Annotated in this window: 24 protein-coding genes; 15 read left to right on the top strand and 9 right to left on the bottom strand. The window is 63.8% G+C overall.

Going from position 1 to position 25,038, the window contains the following annotated elements:
• Positions 1–63 precede the first annotated feature (63 nt).
• From ACNFCI_RS15470 to minC, 4 genes are all read right to left on the bottom strand, one after another.
• Positions 64–699: an RluA family pseudouridine synthase gene (locus tag ACNFCI_RS15470; RefSeq protein ID WP_084854874.1), complete on the bottom strand. Its 636-nt coding sequence runs from the start codon at positions 697–699 to the stop codon at positions 64–66.
• A 117-nt stretch (positions 700–816) separates the two neighbouring features.
• Complete coding sequence (minE, locus tag ACNFCI_RS15465; RefSeq protein WP_043206650.1) at positions 817–1,071, bottom strand: cell division topological specificity factor MinE; 255 nt, start codon at positions 1,069–1,071, stop codon at positions 817–819.
• 3 nt (positions 1,072–1,074) lie between these two features.
• The gene (gene minD / locus ACNFCI_RS15460) at positions 1,075–1,887 is read right to left on the bottom strand and encodes a septum site-determining protein MinD (RefSeq protein ID WP_368829859.1); all 813 of its coding nucleotides are present in this window, start codon (positions 1,885–1,887) and stop codon (positions 1,075–1,077) included.
• Positions 1,888–1,983: 96 nt separating this feature from the next.
• Complete coding sequence (minC, locus tag ACNFCI_RS15455) at positions 1,984–2,745, bottom strand: septum site-determining protein MinC (RefSeq protein ID WP_084854876.1); 762 nt, start codon at positions 2,743–2,745, stop codon at positions 1,984–1,986.
• 110 nt (positions 2,746–2,855) lie between these two features.
• On the opposite strand from minC, the gene ACNFCI_RS15450 reads away from it, so the two are divergent.
• Entirely contained in the window at positions 2,856–3,791 is a 936-nt protein-coding gene (locus ACNFCI_RS15450) for a lipid A biosynthesis lauroyl acyltransferase (protein WP_368829858.1), read from the top strand.
• A gap of 130 nt (positions 3,792–3,921) precedes the next feature.
• Entirely contained in the window at positions 3,922–5,070 is a 1,149-nt protein-coding gene (locus tag ACNFCI_RS15445) for a patatin-like phospholipase family protein (RefSeq protein ID WP_368829857.1), read from the top strand.
• Positions 5,071–5,129: 59 nt separating this feature from the next.
• Here ACNFCI_RS15445 and ACNFCI_RS15440 read toward each other — a convergent pair whose 3' ends face one another.
• Both ACNFCI_RS15440 and ACNFCI_RS15435 read right to left on the bottom strand, forming a co-directional pair.
• Complete coding sequence (locus ACNFCI_RS15440) at positions 5,130–5,942, bottom strand: VacJ family lipoprotein (RefSeq protein ID WP_143515163.1); 813 nt, start codon at positions 5,940–5,942, stop codon at positions 5,130–5,132.
• Entirely contained in the window at positions 5,935–7,233 is a 1,299-nt protein-coding gene (locus ACNFCI_RS15435; RefSeq protein ID WP_084854880.1) for a serine/threonine protein kinase, read from the bottom strand. The genes ACNFCI_RS15440 and ACNFCI_RS15435 overlap by 8 nt, the downstream gene beginning before the upstream one ends.
• 222 nt (positions 7,234–7,455) lie before the next feature.
• On the opposite strand from ACNFCI_RS15435, the gene ACNFCI_RS15430 reads away from it, so the two are divergent.
• Entirely contained in the window at positions 7,456–7,818 is a 363-nt protein-coding gene (locus tag ACNFCI_RS15430) for a hypothetical protein (RefSeq protein ID WP_368829856.1), read from the top strand.
• A 49-nt stretch (positions 7,819–7,867) separates the two neighbouring features.
• Here ACNFCI_RS15430 and ACNFCI_RS15425 read toward each other — a convergent pair whose 3' ends face one another.
• Positions 7,868–9,424 carry a beta (1-6) glucans synthase gene (locus ACNFCI_RS15425; protein ID WP_368829855.1) on the bottom strand — a complete coding sequence of 519 codons (1,557 nt, stop codon included), beginning with the start codon at positions 9,422–9,424 and terminating at the stop codon, positions 7,868–7,870.
• A gap of 205 nt (positions 9,425–9,629) precedes the next feature.
• Here ACNFCI_RS15425 and ACNFCI_RS15420 point away from each other — a divergent pair, with 205 nt between their 5' ends.
• From ACNFCI_RS15420 to ACNFCI_RS15375, 10 genes are all read left to right on the top strand, one after another.
• Positions 9,630–10,478, top strand: coding sequence for a glycine betaine ABC transporter substrate-binding protein (locus ACNFCI_RS15420; RefSeq protein WP_084854882.1), 849 nt, complete (start codon positions 9,630–9,632; stop codon positions 10,476–10,478).
• A 437-nt stretch (positions 10,479–10,915) separates the two neighbouring features.
• Complete coding sequence (locus ACNFCI_RS15415; RefSeq protein WP_084854883.1) at positions 10,916–11,227, top strand: DUF485 domain-containing protein; 312 nt, start codon at positions 10,916–10,918, stop codon at positions 11,225–11,227.
• Positions 11,224–12,891 (top strand): cation acetate symporter, encoded by a 1,668-nt coding sequence (locus ACNFCI_RS15410; RefSeq protein ID WP_084854884.1) that lies wholly within the window; start codon positions 11,224–11,226, stop codon positions 12,889–12,891. The genes ACNFCI_RS15415 and ACNFCI_RS15410 overlap by 4 nt, the downstream gene beginning before the upstream one ends.
• Before the next feature lie 292 nt (positions 12,892–13,183).
• Positions 13,184–14,356 carry a hypothetical protein gene (locus ACNFCI_RS15405; RefSeq protein WP_368829854.1) on the top strand — a complete coding sequence of 391 codons (1,173 nt, stop codon included), beginning with the start codon at positions 13,184–13,186 and terminating at the stop codon, positions 14,354–14,356.
• Positions 14,357–14,582: 226 nt separating this feature from the next.
• Positions 14,583–15,206 (top strand): response regulator transcription factor, encoded by a 624-nt coding sequence (locus tag ACNFCI_RS15400; protein WP_084854886.1) that lies wholly within the window; start codon positions 14,583–14,585, stop codon positions 15,204–15,206.
• A gap of 10 nt (positions 15,207–15,216) precedes the next feature.
• Positions 15,217–18,417: a transporter substrate-binding domain-containing protein gene (locus tag ACNFCI_RS15395; RefSeq protein ID WP_416768045.1), complete on the top strand. Its 3,201-nt coding sequence runs from the start codon at positions 15,217–15,219 to the stop codon at positions 18,415–18,417.
• Positions 18,418–18,551: 134 nt separating this feature from the next.
• On the top strand, positions 18,552–19,034 hold the full coding sequence (locus tag ACNFCI_RS15390; protein WP_084854888.1) for a CS1 type fimbrial major subunit: 483 nt from the start codon (positions 18,552–18,554) through the stop codon (positions 19,032–19,034).
• Positions 19,035–19,133: 99 nt separating this feature from the next.
• Positions 19,134–21,629, top strand: a complete 2,496-nt coding sequence (locus tag ACNFCI_RS15385; protein ID WP_368829852.1) for a CS1-pili formation C-terminal domain-containing protein — start codon at positions 19,134–19,136, stop codon at positions 21,627–21,629.
• 67 nt (positions 21,630–21,696) lie between these two features.
• Entirely contained in the window at positions 21,697–22,431 is a 735-nt protein-coding gene (locus ACNFCI_RS15380; protein ID WP_084854890.1) for a pilus assembly protein, read from the top strand.
• A 41-nt stretch (positions 22,432–22,472) separates the two neighbouring features.
• A complete protein-coding gene (locus ACNFCI_RS15375) occupies positions 22,473–23,687 on the top strand; it encodes a hypothetical protein (RefSeq protein WP_368829851.1) in 1,215 nt (404 codons plus the stop codon).
• 5 nt (positions 23,688–23,692) lie between these two features.
• Here ACNFCI_RS15375 and ACNFCI_RS15370 read toward each other — a convergent pair whose 3' ends face one another.
• Positions 23,693–23,845, bottom strand: coding sequence for a DUF3309 family protein (locus ACNFCI_RS15370; RefSeq protein ID WP_003252624.1), 153 nt, complete (start codon positions 23,843–23,845; stop codon positions 23,693–23,695).
• A 161-nt stretch (positions 23,846–24,006) separates the two neighbouring features.
• Here ACNFCI_RS15370 and ACNFCI_RS15365 point away from each other — a divergent pair, with 161 nt between their 5' ends.
• Both ACNFCI_RS15365 and csrA read left to right on the top strand, forming a co-directional pair.
• Positions 24,007–24,339: a YnfA family protein gene (locus ACNFCI_RS15365; RefSeq protein ID WP_084855136.1), complete on the top strand. Its 333-nt coding sequence runs from the start codon at positions 24,007–24,009 to the stop codon at positions 24,337–24,339.
• A gap of 117 nt (positions 24,340–24,456) precedes the next feature.
• Positions 24,457–24,672, top strand: coding sequence for a carbon storage regulator CsrA (gene csrA / locus ACNFCI_RS15360; RefSeq protein ID WP_084854893.1), 216 nt, complete (start codon positions 24,457–24,459; stop codon positions 24,670–24,672).
• Here csrA and ACNFCI_RS15355 read toward each other — a convergent pair.
• On the bottom strand, positions 24,669–24,896 hold the full coding sequence (locus ACNFCI_RS15355) for a YheU family protein (RefSeq protein WP_084854894.1): 228 nt from the start codon (positions 24,894–24,896) through the stop codon (positions 24,669–24,671). The genes csrA and ACNFCI_RS15355 overlap by 4 nt on opposite strands.
• Positions 24,897–25,038: the final 142 nt, after the last annotated feature.

Below are 25,038 nucleotides of genomic sequence, written 5' to 3'. Positions count from 1 at the left end.
CAGCAGTGGCGCGAGTTTAGCGCAGTTGGACGGCAAATTGGGCTGACACAGGGAGCACGCGCCTCAGAACGGCGCCGGGCACTCGAACTTCAGGCGCTCCCCGGACACCGGGTGGGTAAAGCTCAGCATCGAGGCATGCAGGCACAGCCGCTCATGGGCCGCCAGCGCCTCGGGGTTGGCGTACAGCCGGTCGCCCAGCAGCGGGTGGCCGATCGACAACATGTGCACGCGCAACTGGTGCGAGCGACCGGTGATCGGGGTCAGCTCCACCCGGCAATGGTCGGCGCAACGCTCGAGCACGCGCCAGAAGGTCAGGGCATGCTTGCCGTGCTCATGGTCCACCACATGGCGCGGCTTGGTCGGCGGGTCGTAGCGCAAGGGCAGGTCGATGCTGCCGCTGTCCAAGGCCGGCTGGCCCCAGCACAGGGCGGTGTAGGCCTTCTCGGTCTCGCGGTCATGGAACTGGCGCGACAGCTCGCGATGGCTGTCGGCATCGCGGGCCAGCAGGATGATGCCGGAGGTCTCCCAGTCCAGGCGATGGACGATCAGGGCATCGGGGTAGCCGTTTTCCTGCAGGCGGGTGATCAGGCAGTCCTTGTTGTCCTCGGCGCGGCCCGGCACCGACAGCAGCAGGGTGGGCTTGTTGACCACCAGGACGGCGGCATCCTCGAAGAGGATCTGGATGTTCGACAACGGCATTATGGTGTGTTCTCAAAAAACACTGTGGGAGCGGGCTCGTCCCGCGATTGCGTCAGCCGGGGCTTGCACAATCGCGGGACAAGCCCGCTCCCACAGAGGTGGTCCGAGAGGACCGGATCAGCGATCAGGCAGGGTGATGTTCAGCTCCAGGATGGAGCAGCTACCCTGGTTCTCGAGTTCGATATGCACGTCGTCGCTGCCGATGTTCACATACTTGCGGATCACTTCCAGCAGCTCTTTCTGCAGGGCAGGCAGGTAATCCGGTTCGCTGCGCTGGCCGCGTTCGTGCGCCACGATGATCTGTAGACGCTCTTTCGCTACCGACGCGCTGCTTTGTTTCTGTCTGCCACGAAAGAAGTCAAAAAGGTTCATGGTTTACTTGCCTCCAAACAGGCGCGCGAAGAATCCTTGCTTCTGCACATCGATGAACCGCAGTGGCTTCTCTTTGCCCAGCAGGCGGTCGACGGTGTCGCTGTACGCCTGGCCGGCATCGCTCTGTTCGTCGAGGATGACCGGGATGCCCTGGTTGGAGGCCTTGAGCACGGCCTGGGATTCGGGAATCACACCCTTGAGCTTGATCGCCAGGATCTCTTCGACGTCGGCGATGCTGAGCATCTCGCCTTTCTCGACGCGCTCGGGGTGATAGCGGGTGATCAGCAGGTGTTCCTTGATCGGCTCCTCGCCGTTCTCGGAGCGGCGCGACTTGCTCGACAGGATGCCCAGCATGCGGTCGGAGTCACGGACCGAGGACACTTCCGGGTTGGTCACGACGATGGCCTCGTCGGCGAAGTACATCGCCAGGTGGGCGCCTTTCTCGATACCGGCCGGGGAGTCGCAGATGACGAAGTCGAAGGTTTCCTTGAGCTCCATCAGCACCTTCTCGACGCCTTCCTGGGTCAGGGCGTCCTTGTCGCGGGTCTGGCTGGCGGCCAGCACGAACAGGTTCTCCAGGCGCTTGTCCTTGATCAGGGCCTGCTGCAGGTTGGCCTCGCCGTTGACCACGTTGACGAAGTCGTACACCACGCGGCGCTCGCAGCCCATGATCAGGTCGAGGTTACGCAGGCCGACGTCGAAGTCGACGATGACAGTCTTGTAGCCGCGCAGAGCGAGGCCGGTACCGATGGCGGCGCTGGTGGTGGTCTTGCCCACACCCCCCTTGCCGGAAGTAACCACGAGAATCTTGGCCAAGGTGTTTCACCCCTAAATAAATGGGACAGCGGTCCCTGCAAATACGAAAAACGGCAACAAGAAAAAAGTTGCGCTAAAAATGCCGGCAAGTATCCGTTAAAGACGGGTGATGTTCAACACATCGCCAGACAGGCTGATCTGCACGCCAGCCCCCCATAGCGGGTCGCGACGCAGGTCCTCGCAGACCTTGTACTGGCCGGCGATGGATACCATCTCCGCGGTCATCTGCTGGCAGAAGATGCGCGCCCGGGTATTGCCCTTGATGCCCGCCAGTGCGCGGCCACGCATGGCGCCGTACACATGGATGTTGCCATCGGCGAGAAGTTCCGCACCCGGGCTGACCGAGGCGGTCACCACCAGGTCGCCGCCCTGGGCGTAGATCTGCTGGCCGCCGCGCACCGGCGCGGTGATGATGCGGGTTGGGCGCACTTCGGGTTCGGCCGGCGTCGGTGGCGGCGCAGGGGCGGGTTCGGGCTTCTTCACCTCGGGCTCCGGTTCCAGCGGCCGCTCACGGGCACCGGAGGGGGGCAGCACCGGCAGGTCGATGGCGATCGCCGCGGCGATGTCCTCGATGCGGCTGGCGCGCACGGCCAGGGTGCGCAGGCCATGGTGGCGGCAAACGCGCATCAGCCCGGCTAGGTCAATGGCGCCGCCGTCGGCCGACAGCTTGTCCAGCGCCAGTACCAACGGCGTATTGCTGAAGAAATTGGGGGCCTGGGCCACTTTCGCCGCCAGTTGCAGGTCGAGGGCTTCGAGGTCGTTGCGCGCCAGTTCCAGCACGGTGATGGCAAGCATGCTGCCTTTGAGCTGGAATACGGGGGCGGTGTCGGAGGTCTGGTTGAGGCTCATGGTCTGCATAGACGGCTTGTTGCGAAAAAAGTGCCCTGACTTATAACGATAAGACCCGTTGGCCGCAACCGCGGGCGAACCGATGTAGAATGCCCACCTTTGTCTTTCCGGAAGCTTCAATGGAACGCCCGCGTTTTCGACTTTATTTCCTTCACCCTCGGTTCTGGGGCCTGTGGCTGGGCCTGGGCCTGCTGTGGCTGGTGTCGCAGCTGCCGTACCGTGCGTTGCTGTGCCTGGGCCGTGCCCTGGGCGCGCTGATGTACCGGGTCGCCGGTGAACGTCGGCGCATCGCCGCGCGCAACCTGGAGCTGTGTTTCCCCGAGCTTTCCGGCGACGAACGGCAGCGCCTGCTCAAGGAAAACTTCGCCTCCACTGGCATCGCCTTCTTCGAAATGGCCATGAGCTGGTGGTGGCCCAAGCCACGCCTGGCGCGCCTGGCTCACATCGAGGGCCTGGAGCACCTGCAGGCCGCCCAGCGCGAAGGCCAGGGCGCGATCCTCATGGCCGTGCACTTCACCACCCTGGAGATCGGCGCGGCACTGCTGGGCCAGGCCCATACCATCGACGGCATGTACCGCGAACATGGCAACCCGTTGTTCGACTACATCCAGCGCCGTGGCCGCGAGCGTCACAACCTCGACTCGCTGGCCGTGGAGCGCGACGACGTGCGCGGCATGCTCAAGCTGCTGCGCGGCGGTCGGGCGATCTGGTACGCCCCGGACCAGGACTACGGGGCCAAGCAGAGCCTGTTCGTGCCGCTGTTCGGCATCCCGGCGGCGACCGTCACCGCCACCACCAAGTTCGCCCGCCTGGGCAAGGCCCGGGTAATCCCCTTCACCCAGAAGCGCCTGGAGGATGGCAGCGGCTATCGCCTGGTGGTCCATCCACCGCTCGAGGGCTTCCCGGGCGAGACCGAAGAGGCCGACTGCCTACGCATCAACCAGTGGGTGGAGAGCGTATTGCGCGAATGCCCCGAGCAATACCTGTGGGCGCACCGCCGCTTCAAGTCGCGCCCGCCAGGAGAGCCGCGGTTGTATGACAAGAAAAAGCGCTGACAGGTGATTCGTCTGCCTTGCCCCTATCGCCGGCAAGCCGGCTTCCACAGAAGCCTGGTTAAAACCCGTGGGAGCCGGCTTGCCGGCGATAGGGCCAGGGCAGGCAGCGCATTCCTTCCAGGAGAACTTCATGGCTCCACCCCGCACCACCGGCCTGATCCTCTCCGGCGGCGGCGCCCGGGCTGCCTACCAGGTAGGTGTACTGGCGGGCATCGCCGAGTTGTTGCCGCCGGGTGCGGCCAACCCGTTCCCGGTGATCGTCGGCACCTCCGCCGGCGCCATCAATGCCGTCACCCTGGCCAGCGGCGCCACGCGTTTCACCGAGGCGGTGCAGCGCCTGACCACCTTCTGGCAGCACTTTCGCAGCCACCTGGTATTGCGCAGCGACTGGCCGGGGGTGATCCGTCAGGCCAGCCGTTTCGTCAGTCACAACCTGCTGGGCGTTGGCGGCCAGGTGCCGGTGGCGCTGCTGGACAGCAGCCCGCTGCGCACCCTCCTGCAGTCGCACCTGGACCTGGACGGCATTGCCCACTCCCTGGCGGCCGAGCACTTGCGTGCGGTGGCCATCACCGCCTTCGGCTATGAGTCGGGCCAGGCGGTAACGTTCTACCAAGGGCGCGGTGCCATCGAGCCCTGGCTGCGTCATCGGCGCATTGGCGTGCCCACTTCGTTGACCATCGACCATCTGCTGGCCAGCTCGGCGATCCCGCTGCTGTTCGCCCCGGTCAAGCTCGACGAGGAGTACTTCGGCGACGGTGCGGTGCGCCAATCGGCACCGATCAGCCCGGCGCTGCACCTGGGAGCCAGCCGGGTGCTGGTGGTCGGCGTCAGCGGCAACCCCCAGCGGCCGTCGGCACCCATGCCGACCCAGCGCGTCTTCAGTGGCCAGCAGCCGAGCCTTGCGCAGATCGGCGCGCACATGCTCAACAGCACCTTCATCGATAGCCTGGAAGACGACATCGAGCTGCTCCAGCGGCTCAACCACCTGAGCCACCTGATCCCTGCGCACCTGGATGCCCGGCGCCTGGGGCTGGCGCCGATCGAGGTGCTGGTGGTGGCGCCTAGCCAACCGCTGGACGAAATCGCCGCCCGCCACCGGCGCGAACTGCCGGCGGCGCTGCGCGTGTTCCTGCGCGGCCCGGGCGCCACCCGCACCAGCGGGGCAGGGGTGCTCAGCTACCTGCTGTTCGAAGCCAGCTATTGCAGCGAGCTGATCGAGCTGGGACGCAAGGATGCCTTGGCCAAGCGACGGGAGTTGTGCCAGTTCCTGGGATTATGAGCGTGTTTTCGCGGGCCCAATCGCCGGCTTGCCGGCGACTGGGTCGTAGGGCGGCCCCGTCACTCGGCAATCTGCAGCTTGCGCGCCTGGGTATACACGTACCGCACCTTCTCGTACTCGAACGGCGAATTGAGCTGCCCATAACGGAAGTTGGTGCTGTAGCGCTTGTCCACTGCCCGCAGCACGGTGATCTCCGGGTGATCGCTGCTGGCCTCGGCCACGTTGAGGAAGTTCGCCTCGCGTTCGCCCACGTAGTCCACCGCCAGCCCAGCGGTATCGCGCAGGTTCGAAGGCCCAAGGATCGGCAGCATGATGTACGGCCCATCGGGCACGCCGTAGAAGCCCAGGGTCTGGCCGAAGTCCTCGCTCTGGCGTGGTAGGCCCATCTTGGTCGCCGGGTCCCACAAACCGCCCACGCCGATGATGGTGTTGAACATCAGGCGGGCGGTGATCTCTGCCGAACGCTTGGCCTTGAGCTGCAGGATACTGTTGAACAAGTTGGGCACGTCGCCCAGGTTGTTGAAGAAGTTGGTCACCCCAGTGCGCACGAAGCGCGGGGTGACGTAGCGGTAGCCGTCGACCACTGGCAGCATCACCCATTGGTCGAAGCGGTAGTTGAAGTGGTAGATGCGCCGGTTCATCGACTCCAGCGGGTCGTACACGTTCAGGGCGGTGAGCGTCGAGCGCTCGAACTCGCGCTGGTCCAGCCCGGGGTTGAATTTCAGCTCGCGCAACGGGTCGAGAAAACCGTCGGCTTCGGCCGTAGGTGCGGGCTTGTCGGCTTCGACCACGCTGGTGCGTGGCGCGGTTTCGGCCGCCAGGGCATTGCCGGCGGCGAGCAGGGCGGTGACGAGCAGCAGTTTGTTAACCACGGAAGAACTCCAGCATCGCGTCGCTGTTGACGCGGTAGTTGAGGTTGCCGCAATGGCCGCCATGGGGATACAGGGTCAGGCGATCGCCGAACACCTTGCGCAGGAAGCCGATGTCGCCAGGGCCGAGGATCACATCGTCGGCGTTGTGCATCACTGCGACCTTCGGACTCTCGCGCAGGTAGTCGGCCAGGGCGTACAGGCTGACCTGGTCGATCAACTGCAGCACGCTGCCACCGTCGGTGCGGGCGCGCCACATGGGGATCACCTGCTCGGTGATGTAGCACTCGAAGTCGCATTGCAGGGCGCGCTTGAAGAACGGCGTGAGGCTGCTGCCTTCGGTGATCGGGTACTTGGGTGGGGTGATCAGGCCACGGTTGTTGACCAGGTCCGAGGTGAAGGCGATGTCGGCCGCCGAGAAGCGGAACGAGGTGCCGATGAGCATGGCCATCTGTTCGTTGGACAGGTGCTGGCGCGACTTCTGGAAGTCATAAAGCAACGCCTCGTTGAGGTCGATGTAGCCCTTCTGCTGGAAGTACAGGGTCAGTTTTTCCAGCATCAGTTCGTAGAACGTGGTGCTGTGGTCGATGCCCTTCACGCGGGTCTGCACCAGTTTGTCCAGATTGCTGACCGAGGTGTAGAGGTTGACCGGCGGGTTGAGCAGCAGCACACGCTTGAAGTTGAAGCTGCGCCGGGTTTCGTCCAGGTGGCTGACGAAGGCGGCATCGAGGGCGCCGAGGCTGTAGCCGGTGAGGTGGAACTCGCTGACCGGCAGGCGTGGGTGCTGGGCGCGCACGGCCTGCATCACCCGGTACAGGTCCTCGGCATCGTCCTGGGTGATGCCGGGGGTGGCGAAGCGCGAGGCGGCGCTCATGAAGTCCCAGCTGGTGGGCGAGGACAACTGCACCACATGGAAGCCCGCCTGGTAGAACAGCTTCTTCAGGTATTCGTTGATGGTGCTGGAGTAAGGGGCTCCGGTGCCGGCGATGATGAAGATCAGCGGAGCCTCGTGGTCCTGGTAGGCCAGGCGGTACTTGAGTTTCTTCACCGGCCAGAAGTTATCGGGCAGGGTGAAGGCCCGCTCCGGGCGCAGGTTGAGGCTGTAGTCGGACTGGCTGATGTCCTCGTCGCTGGGCAGGGTAGGGCGCTGCTCCGGCGGCGTGGTGGCGATGGTCGCCTCGAACGGGTTGGTCAGCGGGTAGCCGTAGCTCGCGGCGTCAATATCCTGCGCCGAAGCGGCCGCAGCCAGGAGCAGGCCACCGAACAGGGCAGCGAGGCGCAAGGGTCGAAGCATGGGATCCCCCAAAAAGTACATAAGGCAAAGCGCTATCTAGGACCATGGTTGGCCCGGCAAAGTTGCCTGGCACCCCACTGTTTGTTGCACAAGATAGTGCCGCGGCTGTCTACGGCGCGGCAATGGAGTTCATTCGAACATAGCTGCAACTCACGGATTTTGCCTTGCGTGGCGCTGCAGGCCGATTATGCTGGCGGCATGTTTCGACCTTTGGAGGCTGTCATGTCCCGTGCGTTGCCCATCGTTGTCTTGCTGCTGTTCCTGGCATTGTGGCTGGCGGCCAGTTATGGCGTGCGCTATGGGTTGATGGAGGAGGGCCGTTGGGTCGGGCTGTGCAGCGTGCCGGGAGAACATTGGCAATGCCAGGCCCGTTCGCTGTTGGGCCTGGGGATCCATTACCAGGTGCTGGGGTGGGCAGCGTTGGGCATCTCGCTCTTGGCACAGGTGATACCGGGACGCGGCGGTTGGTGGCTGGCGCTGCTGGGGCTGGTCTTCGGCCTGCCGGCGCTGGTGCTGTATACCGCGAGCCTTGCGGTGTTCGCGGTGGTGCTGTCGGGGTTGCGGTTGGTCAGGCAATCGGCCTGATACGGGGGTTGCCTGTGAGATCGAGCGCCGCGTGGGCGGCGCTCGATCCTCACGCCTTGCGCAAGCTTCGCCACAACGCCGCGACCATCATCCCGCTCACGACCGCCCAGCCCCACGCCTGCTGGCTCGTCAGCCCTTCGATGAACAACTGCGGCGCGATCCCCGCCCCGACGATGAACGCCAGCAAGGCCACCTCCGCCCGGGGCGCCGCCACTGGTCGCAGCAGGTAGACCAACGCCGGCAGCACCAGCGCCGGGGTAGGGAAGCTGCGATAACGTGCATCGAACACCATCGCCAGCATGCTCACGGCTGCCGCGAAACCTGTGGCCAGCAGCCACCAACCCGCCCGTTGCTCGAGCCAGGCGAACAAGCGTTGACGCCAGCCATCACGCGCCGCCAAGGCCAGCGCCCCATGGGCCAGCACCACCAGGTTCAACCCCGCCAATCCTGCTGCCCACGCCCATTCGGCGGCAAAACGTGCATGGGTGCGCATCAGCTCGCCCCACAACCCCAGGCTGGCTGCGCCTACTGCCGCCAGCAGCGGCAACGCCAGCGCTGCGCGTTGGTTCGCGGGCTGGCCGGCCAGCAACAAGGTGAGCACCATCAAGCCGGCGCCTGCCAGATACCATTGGCGCCAGTAGGGCAGGTTGCTCACTGGGCCTTCGAGTACCCCCTTGTCCTGTCGGTCGGCATCGTACAGCCCCCAGTAGCCGCCCACGGCACCTTCGCTGGCGCGTTTCCATGGCTGGTCGAAGGCTTCGATCAGGTTGTAGCGCCAGCCATTGGCCTCCGCCAGGGCCACGAAACCGCGGATGAACCGTGCCTCGTTGGCCCGGCTCGGCACGGCGGTCTCGCGCTGGCGGCCTTCGCTGGGCCAGCCGGTTTCACCGATGAGAATGTCCTTGGGGGCGAAGCGCTCGCCGAACACCCGACGCACCTGGGCCACGTGGGCGAGGGCGTCATCGATGCCGCGTGGGTCGTCCTCCCAGTAGGGCAGCAGGTGGATGGTCAGGAAGTCCACCGCCGGGGCCACCTGGGGATGCTGCAGCCAGAACTCCCAGACATCGGCGTAGGTCACCGGGACCTTCACCTGGCTTTTCACCCGGGCGATCAGGGCGGCCAGGCGTTCGCCGGTCACTTCCTTGCGCAGCAACGCCTCGTTGCCGACGATCACCGCAGTCACCACGTCGGGGTTGGCATTGGCCGAGGCGATCAAGGCATCGACTTCCTTGTCGGTGTCCACCGGGTTGGCGTTGACCCAGGCGCCGAGCATCACCTTCAGCCCGTGCTTGCGGGCCAGGGCAGGGATGGCCTCAAGGCCTGTCATCGAATAGGTGCGGATGCACTGGAATCGCTCGGCGAGCAGGGCCAGGTCGGCATCCATGCGCGCCGGGCGCAGGCGAAACGGCTGGTCGAACGGCGACTGGTCCTTGTCGAACGGGGTGTAGGAGGCGCACTGCAGCTTGTGTGTCGAGCTGGCCGCGTCGGGTAGGTGAACCGGCCTGCCGAGCCCGTACCAGAGCGCGCCGAGCCCGGCCAGGGCCAGCAGGCAGGCGAGCAGGTACACAGGCAGCAGGCGGGTGGCACGGGGCATCGGGCGGTCCATCATCGGCGGCAAAAGGCTAGATGATAGCTGCAAACGCTCTAGATCAGGCATCTACCATGCAAGGATCACGCAGGGTAGGGAAAAACTGGCGCACTGATGGCGAAGTGCTGTCGCTGATCGTTCGATAAAGGTCGCGCACAGAGCAGGTCAGCTATTGTGTGAAGTTGATGATGCAACTTCCGAGACCTGACGAGGGGATGCTTTGATGAAAATGCGACGTTTCCTGGGAGTGGGTGCAGCCCTGGTATTGGCCATGAGCGCTGCGCAGGCAATGGCCAAAGAAGTAAGCATTGGTTACGTGGATGGTTGGTCCGACAGTGTGGCAACCACCTTCGTGGCCGCCGAAGTGATCAAGCAGAAACTCGGTTATGACGTGGACCTCAAGCCAGTCGCCACCGGCATCATGTGGCAGGGTGTGGCCACCGGCAAGCTCGATGCCATGCTGTCGGCCTGGCTGCCGGTCACCCACGGGGAGTACTGGGGCAAGAACAAGGACAAGGTGGTCGACTACGGCCCCAACTTCAAGGATGCGAAGATCGGCCTGATCGTGCCTGAGTATGTCAAGGCCGCGAGCATTGCCGACCTCAAGACCGATGCAAGCTTCAAGAACAAGATCGTCGGCATCGACGCCGGCTCCGGTGTGATGCTCAAGACCGACCAGGCCATCAAGGACTACGCCCTGGACGGCTACAAGCTGCAGGCGAGCTCTGGCGCGGCGATGACCGCGGAGCTGGGTCGTGCCTATGCCAAGCAGCAGTCCATTGCCGTGACCGGCTGGGTGCCGCACTGGATGTTCGCCAAGTGGAAACTCAAGTTCCTCGAGGATCCGAAAGGCGTCTATGGCGCCGCCGAAACCGTCAACAGCATCGGCAGCAAGGAGCTGGCGAGCAAGGCACCGGAAGTGGCCGAGTTCCTGAAGAACTTCCACTGGAACTCCAAGGATGAGATCGGCGAAGTCATGCTGGCCATCCAGGAAGGCGCCAAACCCGAAGCCGCCGCCAAGGACTGGGTCGCCAAGCACCCTGACCGCGTGAAGGAATGGACCGGCAAATAATTGCCCTGTAGCCCAATCGCGGGGCAAGCCCGTTAAGGGGCTTGTCTCGAGGAGGGTGGTGTCTGTGGGATCGAGCGCCGCCCGCGCGGCGCATCGCGAGCTGCGCTCGCTCCTACGTTTGTTTCGGGCCAGTAACGCTTGTGACAGGCGCGCGCGACCGCCTGGTTCGTACGACACGATCTTGCGTCCAGCACCAAAACGTCCGCGCGCAAATCTCACAGGATGGACTAGCCCGAAACAAACGTAGGAGCGAGCGCAGCTCGCGATGCGCCGCGCGGGCGGCGCTCGATCTCACCGGCGGCTACGATGAACCGGGTTGTTACCGATCCTGTAAAACACTTTCTCATCTAAGACTAAGGTCGTCTGGTTGGCAGCCTTCGGCAGCATAAAGTAAGGGCGGGTTCTCCCTTATTTGTGCTGCTGCTAGGACAACAACAATGAACGACAGCATCTACCAATCGATACAGAACAGCCCCCGCTTCAAGGAGCTTGTCACCAAGCGCGAGCGCTTCGCCTGGATTCTCTCGGCGATCATGCTCGGCCTCTACTGCGGCTTCATCCTTCTCATCGCCTATGGTCCTCAGGTACTGGGCGCCAAGCTCAGCCCCGAGTCGTCGATCACCTGGGGCATCCCCCTGGGCGTCGGCCTGATCGTCGCGGCGTTCGTCCTCACCGCCATCTACGTACGCCGTGCCAACGGCGAGTTCGATGAGTTGAACAAGGCCATCCTGAAGGAGGCGCAGCAATGATCCGCCACTCAACCAAAGCCCTGGCCGTCCTGGCCTGCGGCGCTTTCGCACCCGCCGTGTGGGCCGCCGATGCCCTGACCGGCGAGGTGCACAAGCAACCGCTCAACGTCTCCGCGATCGTCATGTTCGTGGCCTTCGTCTGCTTCACACTGGGCATCACCTACTGGGCCTCCAAGCGCAACAAGTCGGCCTCCGACTACTATGCCGCCGGTGGCCGCATCACCGGCTTCCAGAACGGCCTGGCGATTGCCGGTGACTACATGTCGGCAGCGTCCTTCCTGGGGATTTCCGCCCTGGTGTTCACCTCCGGCTATGATGGCCTGATCTACTCGATCGGCTTTCTCGTCGGCTGGCCGATCATTCTCTTCCTGATCGCCGAACGCCTGCGCAACCTGGGCAAGTACACCTTCGCCGACGTCGCCTCGTACCGTCTCGGGCAGAAAGAGATCCGCACCTTGTCGGCCTCAGGCTCCCTGGTGGTGGTGGCGTTCTACCTGATCGCCCAGATGGTCGGTGCCGGCAAGCTGATCCAGCTGCTGTTCGGCCTGGACTACCACGTCGCGGTGATCCTGGTGGGTATCCTGATGTGCCTGTACGTCCTGTTCGGCGGCATGCTGGCCACCACCTGGGTTCAGATCATCAAGGCCGTGCTGCTGCTCTCCGGCGCCAGCTTCATGGCGCTGATGGTGATGAAGCACGTAGGCTTCGACTTCAACACCCTGTTCTCCGAAGCGATCAAGGTGCACGCCAAAGGCGAGGCGATCATGAGCCCGGGCGGCCTGGTCAAGGACCCGATCTCGGCGTTCTCCCTGGGCCTGGCCCTGATGTTCGGTACCGCTGGCCTGCCGCATATCCTGATGCGCTTCTTCACCGTCAGCGACGCCAAGGAAGCGCGCAAGAGCGTGCTCTACGCCACTGGCTTCATCGGCTACTTCTACATCCTGACCTTCATCATCGGCTTCGGCGCGATCCTGCTGGTCAGCACCAACCCCGACTTCAAGGACGCCGCTGGCGCCCTGATCGGCGGCAACAACATGGCGGCGGTGCACCTGGCCGATGCCGTGGGCGGCAGCGTGTTCCTGGGCTTCATCTCGGCAGTGGCCTTTGCCACCATCCTGGCGGTGGTCGCCGGCCTGACCCTGGCCGGCGCCTCGGCGGTGTCCCATGACCTGTACGCCAGCGTGATCTGCAAGGGCAAGGCCAACGAGAAGGACGAGATCCGCGTCTCGAAGATCACCACCATCGCCCTGGGCGTGCTGGCGATCGGCCTGGGCATCCTGTTCGAGAAGCAGAACATCGCCTTCATGGTCGGCCTGGCGTTCTCCATCGCGGCCAGCTGCAACTTCCCGGTACTGCTGCTTTCGATGTACTGGAAGAAGCTGACCACCCGCGGCGCCATGATCGGCGGCTGGCTGGGCCTGGTCAGCGCGGTGGGCTTGATGATCCTCGGCCCGACCATCTGGGTGCAGATCCTTGGCCACGAGAAAGCCATCTACCCGTACGAATACCCGGCGCTGTTCTCCATGCTCATCGCCTTCGTCGGTATCTGGTTCTTCTCGGTCACCGACAAGTCCAAGGCTGCTGAAGACGAGCGTGCACTGTTCTTCCCGCAGTTCGTGCGTTCGCAGACCGGCCTGGGGGCCAGTGGGGCGGTGTCGCACTGACCTGTGCTTGCTGTAAAGAAAACGCCCCGCTCGCCGGGGCGTTTTCTTTTGGCCTAGGACGTTTCGTAGCAAGGTAGGAGGTTTCGCCGATTCATTGGGAGCCGTCTCATTCACGCCAGGGCTTGGGCTCATCACGCTTTCCCATTCGGGCGCGTATAGGGCGATAGGAAATTTCATCAAGGTGCCAGGAAGCATCCTATTCGAGTAGCTCGGCGTTTTCCTCATGCTGTTGGTTTTGCTGTGTCGGGCGGTGCCCGGGGCAGGCGAACGGTCGTGAGGAGTCATGAGAAACATGAAGCGAAGTGTGGGCGCCCAGGTCGCCAAGTGGTTGCGTGGCGGTTTGCTGGCCTGGCTGGCGATATTCGGTGCAGGCTTGGCCGAGGCCGCGCAGGTGCAGATCAACGTGGTCTACCGTGATGGGAAGCTGCTGTTCGATTCGCCGCCGGCACCTTATTGCAGCCTCTGGCCGGAAGTGTGCACCAACGGCCAGACCGTGGCATTGCCGATCAACTACTACAAGACGCTCGACTACGGGGGAGGGCAACGGGACCAGGTGTACTACCAGTTGCCACCCAAGCAAACAGGAACGCTGACAGGCATGACGGGCGACGCCTACCCGTTCGATTTCCAGTTCCTGAACTTGGGCGTGTCGGTAGAAACATCTCGCATTGAGGATAACCCGGCCCATTTGCCTTTTTATGGTAGTTGCTCAGTACTTCGCCGGGGGCCACCCAACGTGACGTGGGCGAAGGTCGTCCTGCAGATCGATAGCAACAGAGGGGGGCCTTGTTACGCCAGCACTCCGCCGCGACCCTACACATACAGGGGGACGGTACGGGATATCGGTGCGTCCTACCACCTGGGCTTACCGCCCCTGCAGCAGCTCAAGCCCGGGCGATACAGCGGCAAGGTTTCCTATCGTGTCGGCGACCGCGGCGACATCGACTTCGGGAACCGGGTGACCATCGCTGATAGCCAGCTGGATGTCTGGGTCGAACTGACCGTCAGCCGCGATATCCAGGTGGACTTTCCGCCAGGCACCGACCGCGCGATCCTGGAACCACCTGGTGGCTGGAACAACTACCCCGGTGGCAAGCCCCCTAAGCTGCTCGCACGCGATATCCCGTTTCGTATTTCCATCGACGGTCCCGTCGGCGTGTACTTGAGTTGCCAGTACACACTCACCGCCGAAAGCTGCGGCTTGCGCAACCAGAATGACCATGAGGTGCCGGTCACGGTGCAGATGACCTTGAACGGGACGACCTCCGAGCGTCGTGGGGCGGTCAGGGTCCCGTTGCCCACTGTCGAGAGCGACAAGCGTCTGTTCGTTCCCAGTCAGCCTTTGCGCAACCAGCCCGGCACGCTGCACTTCAAGGTTGACGGCGAGAACGTATCGCGCATGCTCGAACATCCCGGCAGCACTTACAAAGGGTTCGTCAACGTGATTTTCGACGCAGCCATATAGCGTTTCGATGCTCGTACGATTCGGCACTACGCCGCTGCGACATGCACCTATTGGCTGTTCGAGTGCTGGAAGTTGTCTGACGTAATCATGGGAAATTTCTTACTTAGTTTAGGAGGTGTCCGACTATTCATGCGCATCAATCGGCGAACAATAGTTCCTTGGTAGTCAATTGGCCACTATCAGATTCCTACAAGGCCAAATGCTGATTTGTAAAGGATGACACTCCATGAAAGTTTTGATCGTGGACGACCACCCCTTCATTCGTTCCAGCGTGAGCACTCAGCTGCGCCAGGACCGTCTGGAGGTGGTCGGCCAGGCGGACAACGGCGTCGATGCCGTGCGCCTGGTTCGCGAGTGCTCGCCGGACCTTGTGGTGCTGGACCTTGTCCTGCCGGACATGGACGGGCTGCAGGTACTGGTGCGTATCCGTGAAATGCCGCGGCCGCCCAAGGTGTTGGTGCTCACCTCCCAGTTGGCCGACTACTTTTCCTTGCGCTGCATGCGCGCCGGTGCTTCGGGGTTTCTGTCCAAGAGCGACAACCTGCAGGAGTTGAGCAAGGCAGTGCGAGCCCTGCGTTCGGGCTACAGCTATTTCCCGGACGTGTCGTTCAGCTCCGTCAACCACGGCGACATGGTCGCCAGCGAGGCCCAGCTCATCGCATCGCTGAGCGATCGCGAAATGATCATCCTCCAATACCTGGCCCGTGGCATGAGCAACAAGGCCATCGGTGACCTGATGCTGCTCAGCAACAAGACCATCAGCACCTACAAGACGCGCCTGCTGGAAAAACTCAGGGTGGGCTCGGTGATCGAGCTGGCCGACCTCGCCCGCCGTAATTTCCTGATCTAGAACCCCTCCCGTGCCCTTACGTCTCTTATTGGCGGCCTTGCTCTACAGCATCGCCGTAGCGTTCGCTCATGGCGGACCACTGCTCACCCCGCCCACCCTCCCGGCGGGGGCCAGTCTCGATCTGGACAACCGGCAACTGCGTTGGCTGTGGGAGCACCGGGCCTTGCGCCTGGGCGTGATCGACCAGGAAAACCCGCCACTGGATATCCTCGGCACCGGCTTGTCATTCGAAGGCATCACCGCCGACTATGCCGGCCTTGTGGCTGCGCAGCTGCGCTTGCAGGTGCAGGTCGAGGTGTTCCGCAGCTTCGAGGATGCCGCCACGGCCTTGCGCGCCGGGCGTATCGACCTGCTCGGCTCGGTGACTGCGCAGCGCGCCCTGGAAGCCGGCCTGCGCCTGTCCCGGCCCTATGCCAGCGACCAGCCGACATTGCTTGGCCCGACGCCGAACGGCCATGCCGTGGCCAACGCCGACATGCCGTTCCGCCTGGCGATGCTGGAGGGCTATCGGCCCGTGGCGCAAGTCCGCGCCCGCTACCCCAAGGCGCAGATCCAGACGTACCCATCGCCGGCCAGCGCCCTGGCCGCGCTGGCGCTCGACCAGGCCGACCTCTACCTGGGCAGTGCCTTGGGCGTGCGCTACGTGCTGGGGCGCAACCAGTCCGGGAGCATCGAGGAAATCGGCCGGGCAGGGCTGCCTGAACAGGGCGTCGGGTTTGCCATGGCCGATGATGGCAGCCCCTTGGCGCAACTGGTCGACCTGGCCCTGGAAGGCCTCACGGTGCCCCAGCACCTGGGCGTGCGCAGGCGCTGGCGCCCCATCGTGATCGATACCCACCAACCCGAGCCGCTGCAACTGAGCGAGGCCGAGGAGCGTTGGCTGCATGACAACCCCCGTGTCACGGTGCTGGCGGACGAGCAGCTGCTGCCCTTGAGCTATCGGGATGCCAATGGCAAGTGGCGCGGCATGAGCCTGGATATCCTGCAATTGATCGGTCGCCGCACGGGCTTGCATTTCGATGTGCAACCCGGTGGCACCATCGAACAGATGATCAACCGCCTGCGCCAGGGCCACGCACAGTTGATCGCCGGCTTGCCGGACAGCCCGGGGCGCAGGCGCGAGCTGGCCTTCAGCCGTGCCTACCTGAGTGCATCGCGGGTGCTGGTCACCCGTGACGAACCCGACGCCCCGGTCGAGCTGGCGCAGCTCGAGCGCCGGCGCTTGGCCCTGGTCAAGGGCAGTGCCGTCCAGGATGAGCTGGGGCGACGCTACCCGCTGATTCGCCAAGTACCGATGGCCACGCCGCTGGAGGCCCTGCATGCGCTGGCTCGTGGCCAGGTCGAAGGTGCAGTGCTGACCTTCGATGATGCGCGCCCCTTGATCACCCGCTGGTACCCCGGGCGCCTGAAGATAAGCGCCAGCCTGGCCCTGCCGCCAGTTCACTTCGCCCTGGCCAGCGTACGCGGCGCCACCGAGCTGCAGGGGATCATCAACAAGGCCATGCTCAGCCTGGCGCCACAGGAAATCGACTCGCTGGTGCGCCGATGGCGGAATCCGATGATCGTCGCCGATGGCATGTGGCCGCGCTATCGCGCCAAGGTCATGGTCGGTTTCGCCGTGGCGATGACCCTGTTGGTCATGGCCATGCTGTGGATCCGCTACCTGCGACGTCTACAGCTGCAACTGCGCAGGGCCAAGCAGGAGGCCGAGCAGGCCAACCAGGCCAAGACCCATTTCCTCACCACCATGAGCCACGAGATCCGTACCCCGCTGCACGCCGTGCAGGGCATGCTCGAGCTGGCCCAGCGCAAGGCCGCCCATGGCGTGCTCGACCGCCTGGCCATCGAAGTGGCCAGCGATGCCGCGCGCGGCCTGCTCGAGCTGATCGGTGACATACTCGATATCGCGCGCATCGAGGCCGGGCACCTGCAGTTGGTGCTCGAGCGCGTACGCCTGTATGACCAGGTGGCGCGGGTGGTGCAGTTGTTCGAGCAGCAGGCCAAGGGCAAGGGGCTGGAGCTGCGCTTGGAGACCCACGGGCAGGTCGACGCCCATGTCATGCTCGACCCGCTGCGTTTCAAGCAGGTGCTGGCGAACCTGCTGAGCAACGCCATCAAGTTCACCCAGCAGGGGCAGGTACGGGTCGTGCTGCAAGCCAAGGCACAGGCGCAACGGCTGCAGGTGGAGCTGCATGTGCAGGACACCGGTATCGGCATCGACGCCTCGGAGATCGAGGCGCTCGGGCAATTGTTCCACCAGGCCAGCAACCAGCGCCAGTCCGCGCGCAGCAGCACCGGCCTGGGCCTGGGGATCAGCCGTAGCCTGTGCCAGATGATGGGCGGGGGGCTGCGTCTGCACAGTGTGCTGGGGCAGGGGACGCGGGTAGAAGTGAGCCTCGACCTGGCGTTGTTGCCCGAAGGCGAGGCGAGTGAACCTGCCGATGCCCCCTACGTCGCTGGCACCGAGATGCGCCTGCGGATCCTGGTGGTGGACGATTATCCGGCCAACCGGCTGCTGTTGGCCCAACAGCTTGACTTCCTCGGGCACCAGGCGCGGGTGGCCGAAGATGGGTCGCAGGCGCTGCGCTTGTGGCTGAAGGAGCATTTCGACGTCGTGATCAGCGATTGCAATATGCCGCGCCTCAACGGCTATGCCCTGGCTCGGGCGATTCGCGAGCACGAGCGGCGTAGCGGCCGGCCGCGGTGTCGGTTGATCGGCCTGACAGCCAGGGCCATGACGCGCGAGCGACGACGTTGCCGTGCCGTCGGCATGGATGATTGCTTGTTCAAGCCCCTCGGGCTGGACAGCCTGCAACGCACCCTGGCCAGTTGCATGCAAGCGGCAAGCGAGGAGCAACCGATGCTCGATCTTGCGCACCTGGATCATCTGGTGGGCAAGGACCAGGCCGCACTCAAGGCCTTGCTGCGTGACCTGCGCAGCAGCAACCGGGAGGACCTGCAGCGCCTGGAGTCGCTGGGCGACGATGCGGTGGCCTTGGCGGAGTTGGCGCATCGGGTCAAGGGTGGCGCGCGAATCGCCCGGGCCGACCGTTTGTATGACCTGTGCGAGCAGCTCGAGCGCAGCTGCGCGGCCAAGCCTGTGGTCATCACCACGTTGCGTCGGGATGTGCAGGCGCTGCGACGGGTGATGATGCGCCTGGAGCGGCAGCTGGCGCGGGAGGCCGCCCGTGGCGCACCCGGCCAGGGTTGAATGATCTGGCATGGGAAATTTCCACAAAACGCTCGGAGCGGTCCTGTATTTGTGGCTGCGGCCCTTGCTGATAATTCTCTCCGTCAGCCACCAAGTGCTGATTGAAATTTTCAGTTTTTCAAGGAGATGAATGAATGAAAGCGCGTTTTCTGGCTATCCCTTTCCTGGCGTTGGCTGCGGGCTCGGCATTTGCCGCTGAAACCATCGAGAAGCAGGTCCAGGTCATCGCCACGGTTCCGACCGCGCAGTTCTATGTCGAGCCGGTCGGAGACTGGATGAACGACCCGCAGGAGCTGCGCTTCAATTCCCAGCGCGGGGACTTCGGTGAGGTACGCCGCCAGTTCCAGGCCAAGAGCACCATCGGCCCGATCAAGGCGTTCCTGACCACCCAGCCGGAAGTGGTCAGCGGTATCGACAAGTTCAGCCTGAAGGTCAGCATGGCTGGCAAGGACCTGGGCCTGACCCCGGTCGAGCTGCTCAACCAGGCCCAGGCCAGTGCAGGCACCACGATGGACTTCCTGATCAGCGCCGAGAAACCTGCAGGGGGCTATGTGCCTGGCAACTACATGGGCATGGTCAACATGATGTTCGAAAGCGCAGCACCTGGCGGCGCCTGATTCTCCTCGCTTCCATACCCCCTTCAACATCCATAGTCTCCCTTGGCTGCTCGGCACCTGCCGGGCAGTCGGGGGCGGGCATTGCCTATGGAAAAGGTCATGTTCCACTTTTCTGCACGTTACCGTCGCCTGCGCCATTGGCTGGCCTTGGGTGCTTGCCTGGCGCCCTTGCAAGGCTGGGCCCAGGCGCCAACCCCGCCGTCGGTGGTGCATCAGTTCGAAGGCCTGCCCCGGGAGTTCGAGGCGCATTTCTTCGATGTGCCATTGGCGGTCCGGGTCGAGCTGGATGGGCGTTACCTTGGGGACGCCATGGTTATCCTGACCCGTGACGAGCGTGTGCAGATGCTCGAGTTCACCGATGTCATGGACAGCCGCGAACCCCCTGCGCTGCGCCGCGTCTGGCAGGAGCGGCTGGCCGCCGGGCGCCTGTTGGGCGATTGCACGAAAAACTGCCCGGACGGGTTGCAGGCCATCCACTACAGCCTGGCCAATTCCCAGCTTTCCTTGCTGACCTCCAACGCCGAGAAGGAGGGGCAGCAGGTGCGTTATCACCGCATGCCTGAAGGCGGCAGCCTCGGGTTGTTGTTGCGCAACCAGCTCAACCTGGTGCATGACGGCACCGACACCACTGGCCGCGTCGCTTTCCAGGGCCAGGGCAGCCTGGGCAACTGGACCACCTACGCCGATGCCCAGGCCGACCGTGTCAGCCAGGGCGAGGATGGCACGCGTTATCGCATGGACCAGCTCTACGTCGAGCGCTTGCTCGAACAGCATTTCTTTCGCCTGGGCTATTTCACCCCGGGCGCGCAAGGCCTGACCCGCCAGCCCACGCTGTTGGGCGACAGCCCCGACACGACCCTTGGCGTGATGTTCGGCAGCAGCGACAGCCTGTTGATCGACAACGGCCAGCCCAGTTCCACGCCGATCTACGTCACGCCCAACCGCCAGGGCATCGCCGAGATCTATCGCAACGGCGTGCTGATCAACAGCCAGCCGGTGCAGCCGGGCCTGCAGACCCTCGACACCCGGGTATTGCCCGGCGGGATCTACCAGGTGGAGGTGCGCCTGCTGGAGGACGGCCAGGAGACCTCGCGCACCGAGGCCTTCATCTACAAGCCGTCGAACTGGAGCAACCCCGAGAGTCGCTGGCGCTACAACCTTTACCTCGGCCAGCAGACCAGCCTGCTGAACAACTGGGACTACGAGCGCCGCGATGGGCTTGGCGCCGGGGTGATGTCCAATTACCTCCTGCATCCGCGCGCCGTGCTCGGGCTTTCGGCGCAGCATGTGGACGAGAGCATGCAGTACGGTACGTCGCTGGACTGGGATGTGCTCGAACGCCTGAAGTTCTACGGCAACATCAACTACACCGAGGAGCGGGGTACCGGGTACGACCTGCAAACGATCCATACCTATGACCAGGGCTCGCTGGTAGTGAGCCATAGCCAGTCGTGGCTCGAGACCGGGCGGCGGGTGCGGGGCGAGCCGTCCGTGCAGGAACAGCGCAGCCAGTCGAGCCTTTCGCTCAACCATCGGGTCACCCAGCGCAGCAGTGCGACCCTGCGCCTGTCCCACAGCAGCGGGGCGGCCAGTGGTACGGGCATCGACCTGGGCTGGGTGTTCTACGGCAAGATGTTCGGTACCGACACCAACTGGCGGCTGTCGGTGTTCGACCGGCCGGGTACGTCCAGCAGCGGCGATGCACGCAGCCGTGGTGTCAACCTGAGCCTTAGCATGAACCTTGGCGGCCCCGGCAAACGTATCGCCGCGACCCTCGGGAGCCGTACCTCGCGCGACGGCGGCAACGACCGGCATGGGTCGCTTTCCTACCAGCAAGAGGTCGACTTCGGCCCGCTGCAAAGCGTCGGTGCCAGTACCACCTTCGACCGCTACGGCATCGGGTTCGGTGGCAATGCCCAGTTCCTGGGTGAAAGCCTGCAAGGTGATGCCTATGCCCAGACCTCGACGATCGACAACGCGCTCAGCGGAGGCCTGAACCTGCAGAGCATGGTCGCCTTCGGCGCAGGCAAGCTGGCCGTGAGCGGCCAGTACCTATCCCATGAGGCAGGCCTGATCGTCGATGTGGATTCCGACATGCAAGGCCTGAAGCTGCGTGCCGACGACTACCAGGGCACCAGTGCCGTCCTGCATCCAGGGCGCAACATCATCCCGGTCACGGCGTTCAAGTCCGGTTACGTGCAGTTCGATTTCGAGGGCGCCGATGCCCCGGCGGCGGTGATCCAGCCTTCGAGCCTCGACTACCACCTCAACCGCGGTGGCGTGGAGTACCGCCAGGTGCACGTGATGCGCACGGTCACCGTGCTGGGCCGGTTGATCGACGAAAAAGGCCAGCCTATCCGCGGGGCCCATGTGATCAACCATGCCAGCCGAGGCGTGAGCGAAGTGGATGGCTATTTCTCGGTGGAGATGAGCCAGACGACACCCACCCTGGAGATCCGTCAGGCCGGCGCCGTCAGTTGCCTGTTGAGCCTGCCGCTGGACACCTTGGTGCATGAAGGGGATGTGGTGATGGCCGGCGACCAGGTCTGTCGAACCGCCAGCCTGGCCGACCGGGGCGATACCGGTCGAGGCTGATACGGCCGACAAGCAGATGCCCGGCCTGCAGGCCAGGGTTGGATAAACACGAATAGGGAGGTTGATGATGCAACCCTTCAAATCACTCTGCCTGGCGTTGCTGCTGGCACCGCTGGTGGCCCAGGCCGGGCCGGAGCTCAACGTTGGCGCGTTGTACGACTACCTGGATGAAGGCAAGAGCACGGTGCTCAAGCGCATCTACAACGCAGGCGATTCCACGGCCTTCGTCAAGGTCAGCGTTGCTGAGTTGATCTATGGGGCAGACGGCGAACCCCGCGAGGTGGACCTCGAAAAGCAGCCCCTCGACCAGCGCGGCGTGATCGCCAGCCCCGCGCGGCTGATCGTGCCGGCCAGGGGCATGCAGTCGGTGCGCCTGCTCTACCGGGGCGAGCGGGACAAGGAGCGCTACTTCCGCCTGCGCTTCGTGCCCGTGCTGCCGGAAACGAACGACGGTTTCGCCATCAGCGAGGAAGAAGCGAAAGACTACAGCGAGAGCCTCAAGGCGGGCGTCCAGTTGCTGGCAGGCTATGGCACGCTGCTGTTCGTGCGTCCCAAGGGTAGCCACTTCCGCACGCCGCTGCTGCGTGAAGGCGCCGATTTCGTGGTGAGCAACCAGGGCAACGCCACCGTGGTGCTGGATAACTTTCGCCACTGCGACCGTGATGGGCATGAGTGCGGGGCGGCGACCAAGTACCACCTGTTGCCAGGTGTCACCCGCAAGTTCCCCCAGCAGCCCGGGCGCGAATACCGTTTCGAGCTCCAGGAGGGCGGCCAACGCCAGGAACTGGCATTCAAGGATTGACCCGCCCAGCCATGTTTCGGCCTCCCAGGAGGGATCAGAAGATGCGATTGTATTACCTGCCCGCAACCGTACGCGCTGCCGTCGCCTGGCTCGTACTGGGCCTGCTGCCGACGGCGCAGGCAGCCGACGTTACCATCGGCGCACGCTATCGGGCCGACGTCGGCAACCAGTATGCGCGGTTCGGCTCGTCCAATGAGTGGATATGCCGTACTTGGTCGGCATTGTGCAAAAGTGCATCGGAAAATGCAGTGGACCTGCCGTTCGGCACCTATTACAAAATCTCCAAGAAGGATGCGGGCACGCGCGATCAATACTATGTCAGGGTCCCGCCGCCACGCACCCTGCAAGTGCGGCGCGAGGGAGGCACCGAGGTTTTGGACCTGGTGTTCGAGATCACCCATGTCAGCCAGTATGCAGTCGTGACGTCCGCGAGCCCGGCGCGAAACAACAGCCCGATCGCCACGTATGATGTTCGTAACTGCAGCGTTGCCCGTGCTCCACTTCCGCCTGCGGGTTCTGGGGGCGTTTTTCAGTGGAAATTCGTGAGTGGTAAGTACTGCTATTCCAGCAGTTCACTGGGCAGCATCGGTGATTGGAGGGAATCGCTCGTAAGTCGAACGGGTATTGGCTACAAGCTGAGCTTGCCCTCGCCGACCAAGGTTGCGTCGGGCATATACCGAGGAAGCATGACATTCACCGTGGGGGGCGTCGGTGCCGACATTGATTTCGGCGAGGGAGTCGATCGGCTTGGCAATAGCTTGACGATCGATTTCGAGGTGGATCTGCGCCACGAGCTGAAGGTGGATTTCCCGCCCGGCTCCGACCGGGCCGTGCTCGAGCCGCCAGGCGGATGGTTGGCCTGGCCGGGTGGGCGTGTCCCACCGCAACTGGCCCGGGACCTTTCGTTTCGGTTGACCACATCCGGCCCGTTCACCGTATATGCAGCCTGCGAGTATCCGCTGGGCGGATCGGGCTTTTGCACGCTCAAGAACCATCAAAATGGGGAAGGGGTTGTGCTGGACCTGGCGATGTCGCTCCCTGCAGGTGTGAAGTACAACAATGGGCCAGTGCAGCGGATGAGAATTCACGCTAATACCGGCCGCCGCATGAGGCTTGTACCGGACTCGGCGACCAGTGCTTTGCCCGGTACAGTGCATTTCTGGATCAGGGAGTCATGGGTAGCATCCATGCTCCAGAAACCGCCGGGCACCTACCGAGGGGGCGTTACCCTGCTCTTCGATGCTGAAGTGCTCTAGCGGGCTCATATCATGCCCAGGAGCAGCAATACGAGCAGGATCACCAGTACCACACCGATGATGCCGGACGGGCCATAGCCCCAGCTGCGCGAATGGGGGAAGACCGGTAAGCCGCCGATCAGCAGCAGGATCAGGATGATGATGAGGATCGTGGTCATGGCGGAGTCCTTGCGTTGTTCGAGGGTTAAGGGCTCGGAAAGGCTGGCCTCTTGATCATTCCGACTGGCGCGCCAGGGGAAAGATTCCATCGGATGGTGCGGCGCTTGCCCCGGCGCGCCCCTCAGGTATGCTGGCGTCTTTTCGCTGGCAGGGTGCCTGGGTGATCAACTACGTCTGGTTCTTTACCGCCGCGCTGTTCGAGATCGGTGGCTGCTACGCCTTGTACCTGTGGCTGCGCCTGGGCAAGAGTGCCTGGTGGGTGGTGCCGGCGCTGGCCAGCCTGATGCTCTTCGGTTTGATCCTGACCCGTGTCGAAGCGGCCTATGCCGGCCGTGCCTATGCCGCCTACGGCGGAATCTACATCGTCGCTTCGCTGCTCTGGCTGGCGCTGGTGGAGCGTGCCAGGCCGCTGGGCAGCGACTGGCTGGGGGCGTTGTTGTGCGTGCTGGGGGCGACCCTCATCGTATTCGGTCCGCGCCTGCAACAAGGCTGAATTTGTAGGGAAAATTACCGCATTGTGTAGGAAGTATCTAAATACTGGTCGATGCATTGTGCGGCCGAATGTACCCCAGGCAGTCTCTGGTTTTCCGTTGGGTTGGAGGATCGGAGCATGCTGGTGTTCACACGCGATATTGGAGAAGGCATCGTCATTCGCGATGACATCTACATCAAGGTAGTGTCATCCAAGGACAAGGCCGTTCGCTTCGGCATCAGCGCGCCGCACGAGGTGCAGGTGCATCGGGAAGAGGTGTACCGGCGCATCAAGGCCAACCAGGCAAACGAAGAGGGCGCCTGCCGGCCTGGGCGCCGGGCCAGGAACACCTAGTCGAGCAGTTCCCGGGGCACCTCATGCCGGGCCAGCAGCTGGCACTGTTGGCTCTCCAGGTCGAAGAGGATGAACGCCTGCCCCTTGGCCAAGGCCTGGCGCACCCGCAGCACGCGGGTTTCGAGGGGGGTGTCGTCGCCATTGTCGGTACCGTCGCGGGTGACGAAGTCTTCGATCAGGCGGGTCAGGGTATCGGCTTCGAGTTGGTCGTAGGGGATCAGCATGGTCGCACGGTCTTGGCTGGGAAGCGGCATGCTCCCATAGATTGATGCAAAGCTGTAGCGGGTTTAAGGTGTCCGGCGCAGTTGCTTTAGCGCCTGGGAGACCGAGCGCCGCCCGCGCGGCGCATCGCGAGCTGCGCTCGCT

The sequence above is a fragment of the Pseudomonas sp. NY15356 genome (assembly GCF_048068175.1).
In the GTDB taxonomy this organism is placed as follows: Bacteria; Pseudomonadota; Gammaproteobacteria; order Pseudomonadales; family Pseudomonadaceae; genus Aquipseudomonas; species Aquipseudomonas putida_K.
This window is presented reverse-complemented; position numbering and strand designations above follow the sequence as displayed.

Coding starts and splice junctions, on each gene's coding strand:
- ACNFCI_RS15405 (WP_368829854.1), top strand. CDS start 13,184: ATGAAGCGAAGTGTGGGCGCCCAGGTCGCCAAGTGGTTGCGTGGCGGT.
- ACNFCI_RS15380 (WP_084854890.1), top strand. CDS start 21,697: ATGCAACCCTTCAAATCACTCTGCCTGGCGTTGCTGCTGGCACCGCTG.
- ACNFCI_RS15470 (WP_084854874.1), bottom strand. CDS start 699: ATGCCGTTGTCGAACATCCAGATCCTCTTCGAGGATGCCGCCGTCCTG.
- ACNFCI_RS15410 (WP_084854884.1), top strand. CDS start 11,224: ATGATCCGCCACTCAACCAAAGCCCTGGCCGTCCTGGCCTGCGGCGCT.
- ACNFCI_RS15420 (WP_084854882.1), top strand. CDS start 9,630: ATGAAAATGCGACGTTTCCTGGGAGTGGGTGCAGCCCTGGTATTGGCC.
- ACNFCI_RS15390 (WP_084854888.1), top strand. CDS start 18,552: ATGAAAGCGCGTTTTCTGGCTATCCCTTTCCTGGCGTTGGCTGCGGGC.
- ACNFCI_RS15355 (WP_084854894.1), bottom strand. CDS start 24,896: ATGCTGATCCCCTACGACCAACTCGAAGCCGATACCCTGACCCGCCTG.
- minE (WP_043206650.1), bottom strand. CDS start 1,071: ATGAACCTTTTTGACTTCTTTCGTGGCAGACAGAAACAAAGCAGCGCG.
- ACNFCI_RS15435 (WP_084854880.1), bottom strand. CDS start 7,233: ATGCTTCGACCCTTGCGCCTCGCTGCCCTGTTCGGTGGCCTGCTCCTG.
- ACNFCI_RS15400 (WP_084854886.1), top strand. CDS start 14,583: ATGAAAGTTTTGATCGTGGACGACCACCCCTTCATTCGTTCCAGCGTG.
- ACNFCI_RS15430 (WP_368829856.1), top strand. CDS start 7,456: ATGTCCCGTGCGTTGCCCATCGTTGTCTTGCTGCTGTTCCTGGCATTG.
- ACNFCI_RS15415 (WP_084854883.1), top strand. CDS start 10,916: ATGAACGACAGCATCTACCAATCGATACAGAACAGCCCCCGCTTCAAG.
- ACNFCI_RS15370 (WP_003252624.1), bottom strand. CDS start 23,845: ATGACCACGATCCTCATCATCATCCTGATCCTGCTGCTGATCGGCGGC.
- ACNFCI_RS15375 (WP_368829851.1), top strand. CDS start 22,473: ATGCGATTGTATTACCTGCCCGCAACCGTACGCGCTGCCGTCGCCTGG.
- ACNFCI_RS15425 (WP_368829855.1), bottom strand. CDS start 9,424: ATGGACCGCCCGATGCCCCGTGCCACCCGCCTGCTGCCTGTGTACCTG.
- ACNFCI_RS15450 (WP_368829858.1), top strand. CDS start 2,856: ATGGAACGCCCGCGTTTTCGACTTTATTTCCTTCACCCTCGGTTCTGG.
- csrA (WP_084854893.1), top strand. CDS start 24,457: ATGCTGGTGTTCACACGCGATATTGGAGAAGGCATCGTCATTCGCGAT.
- ACNFCI_RS15445 (WP_368829857.1), top strand. CDS start 3,922: ATGGCTCCACCCCGCACCACCGGCCTGATCCTCTCCGGCGGCGGCGCC.
- ACNFCI_RS15385 (WP_368829852.1), top strand. CDS start 19,134: ATGTTCCACTTTTCTGCACGTTACCGTCGCCTGCGCCATTGGCTGGCC.
- minC (WP_084854876.1), bottom strand. CDS start 2,745: ATGCAGACCATGAGCCTCAACCAGACCTCCGACACCGCCCCCGTATTC.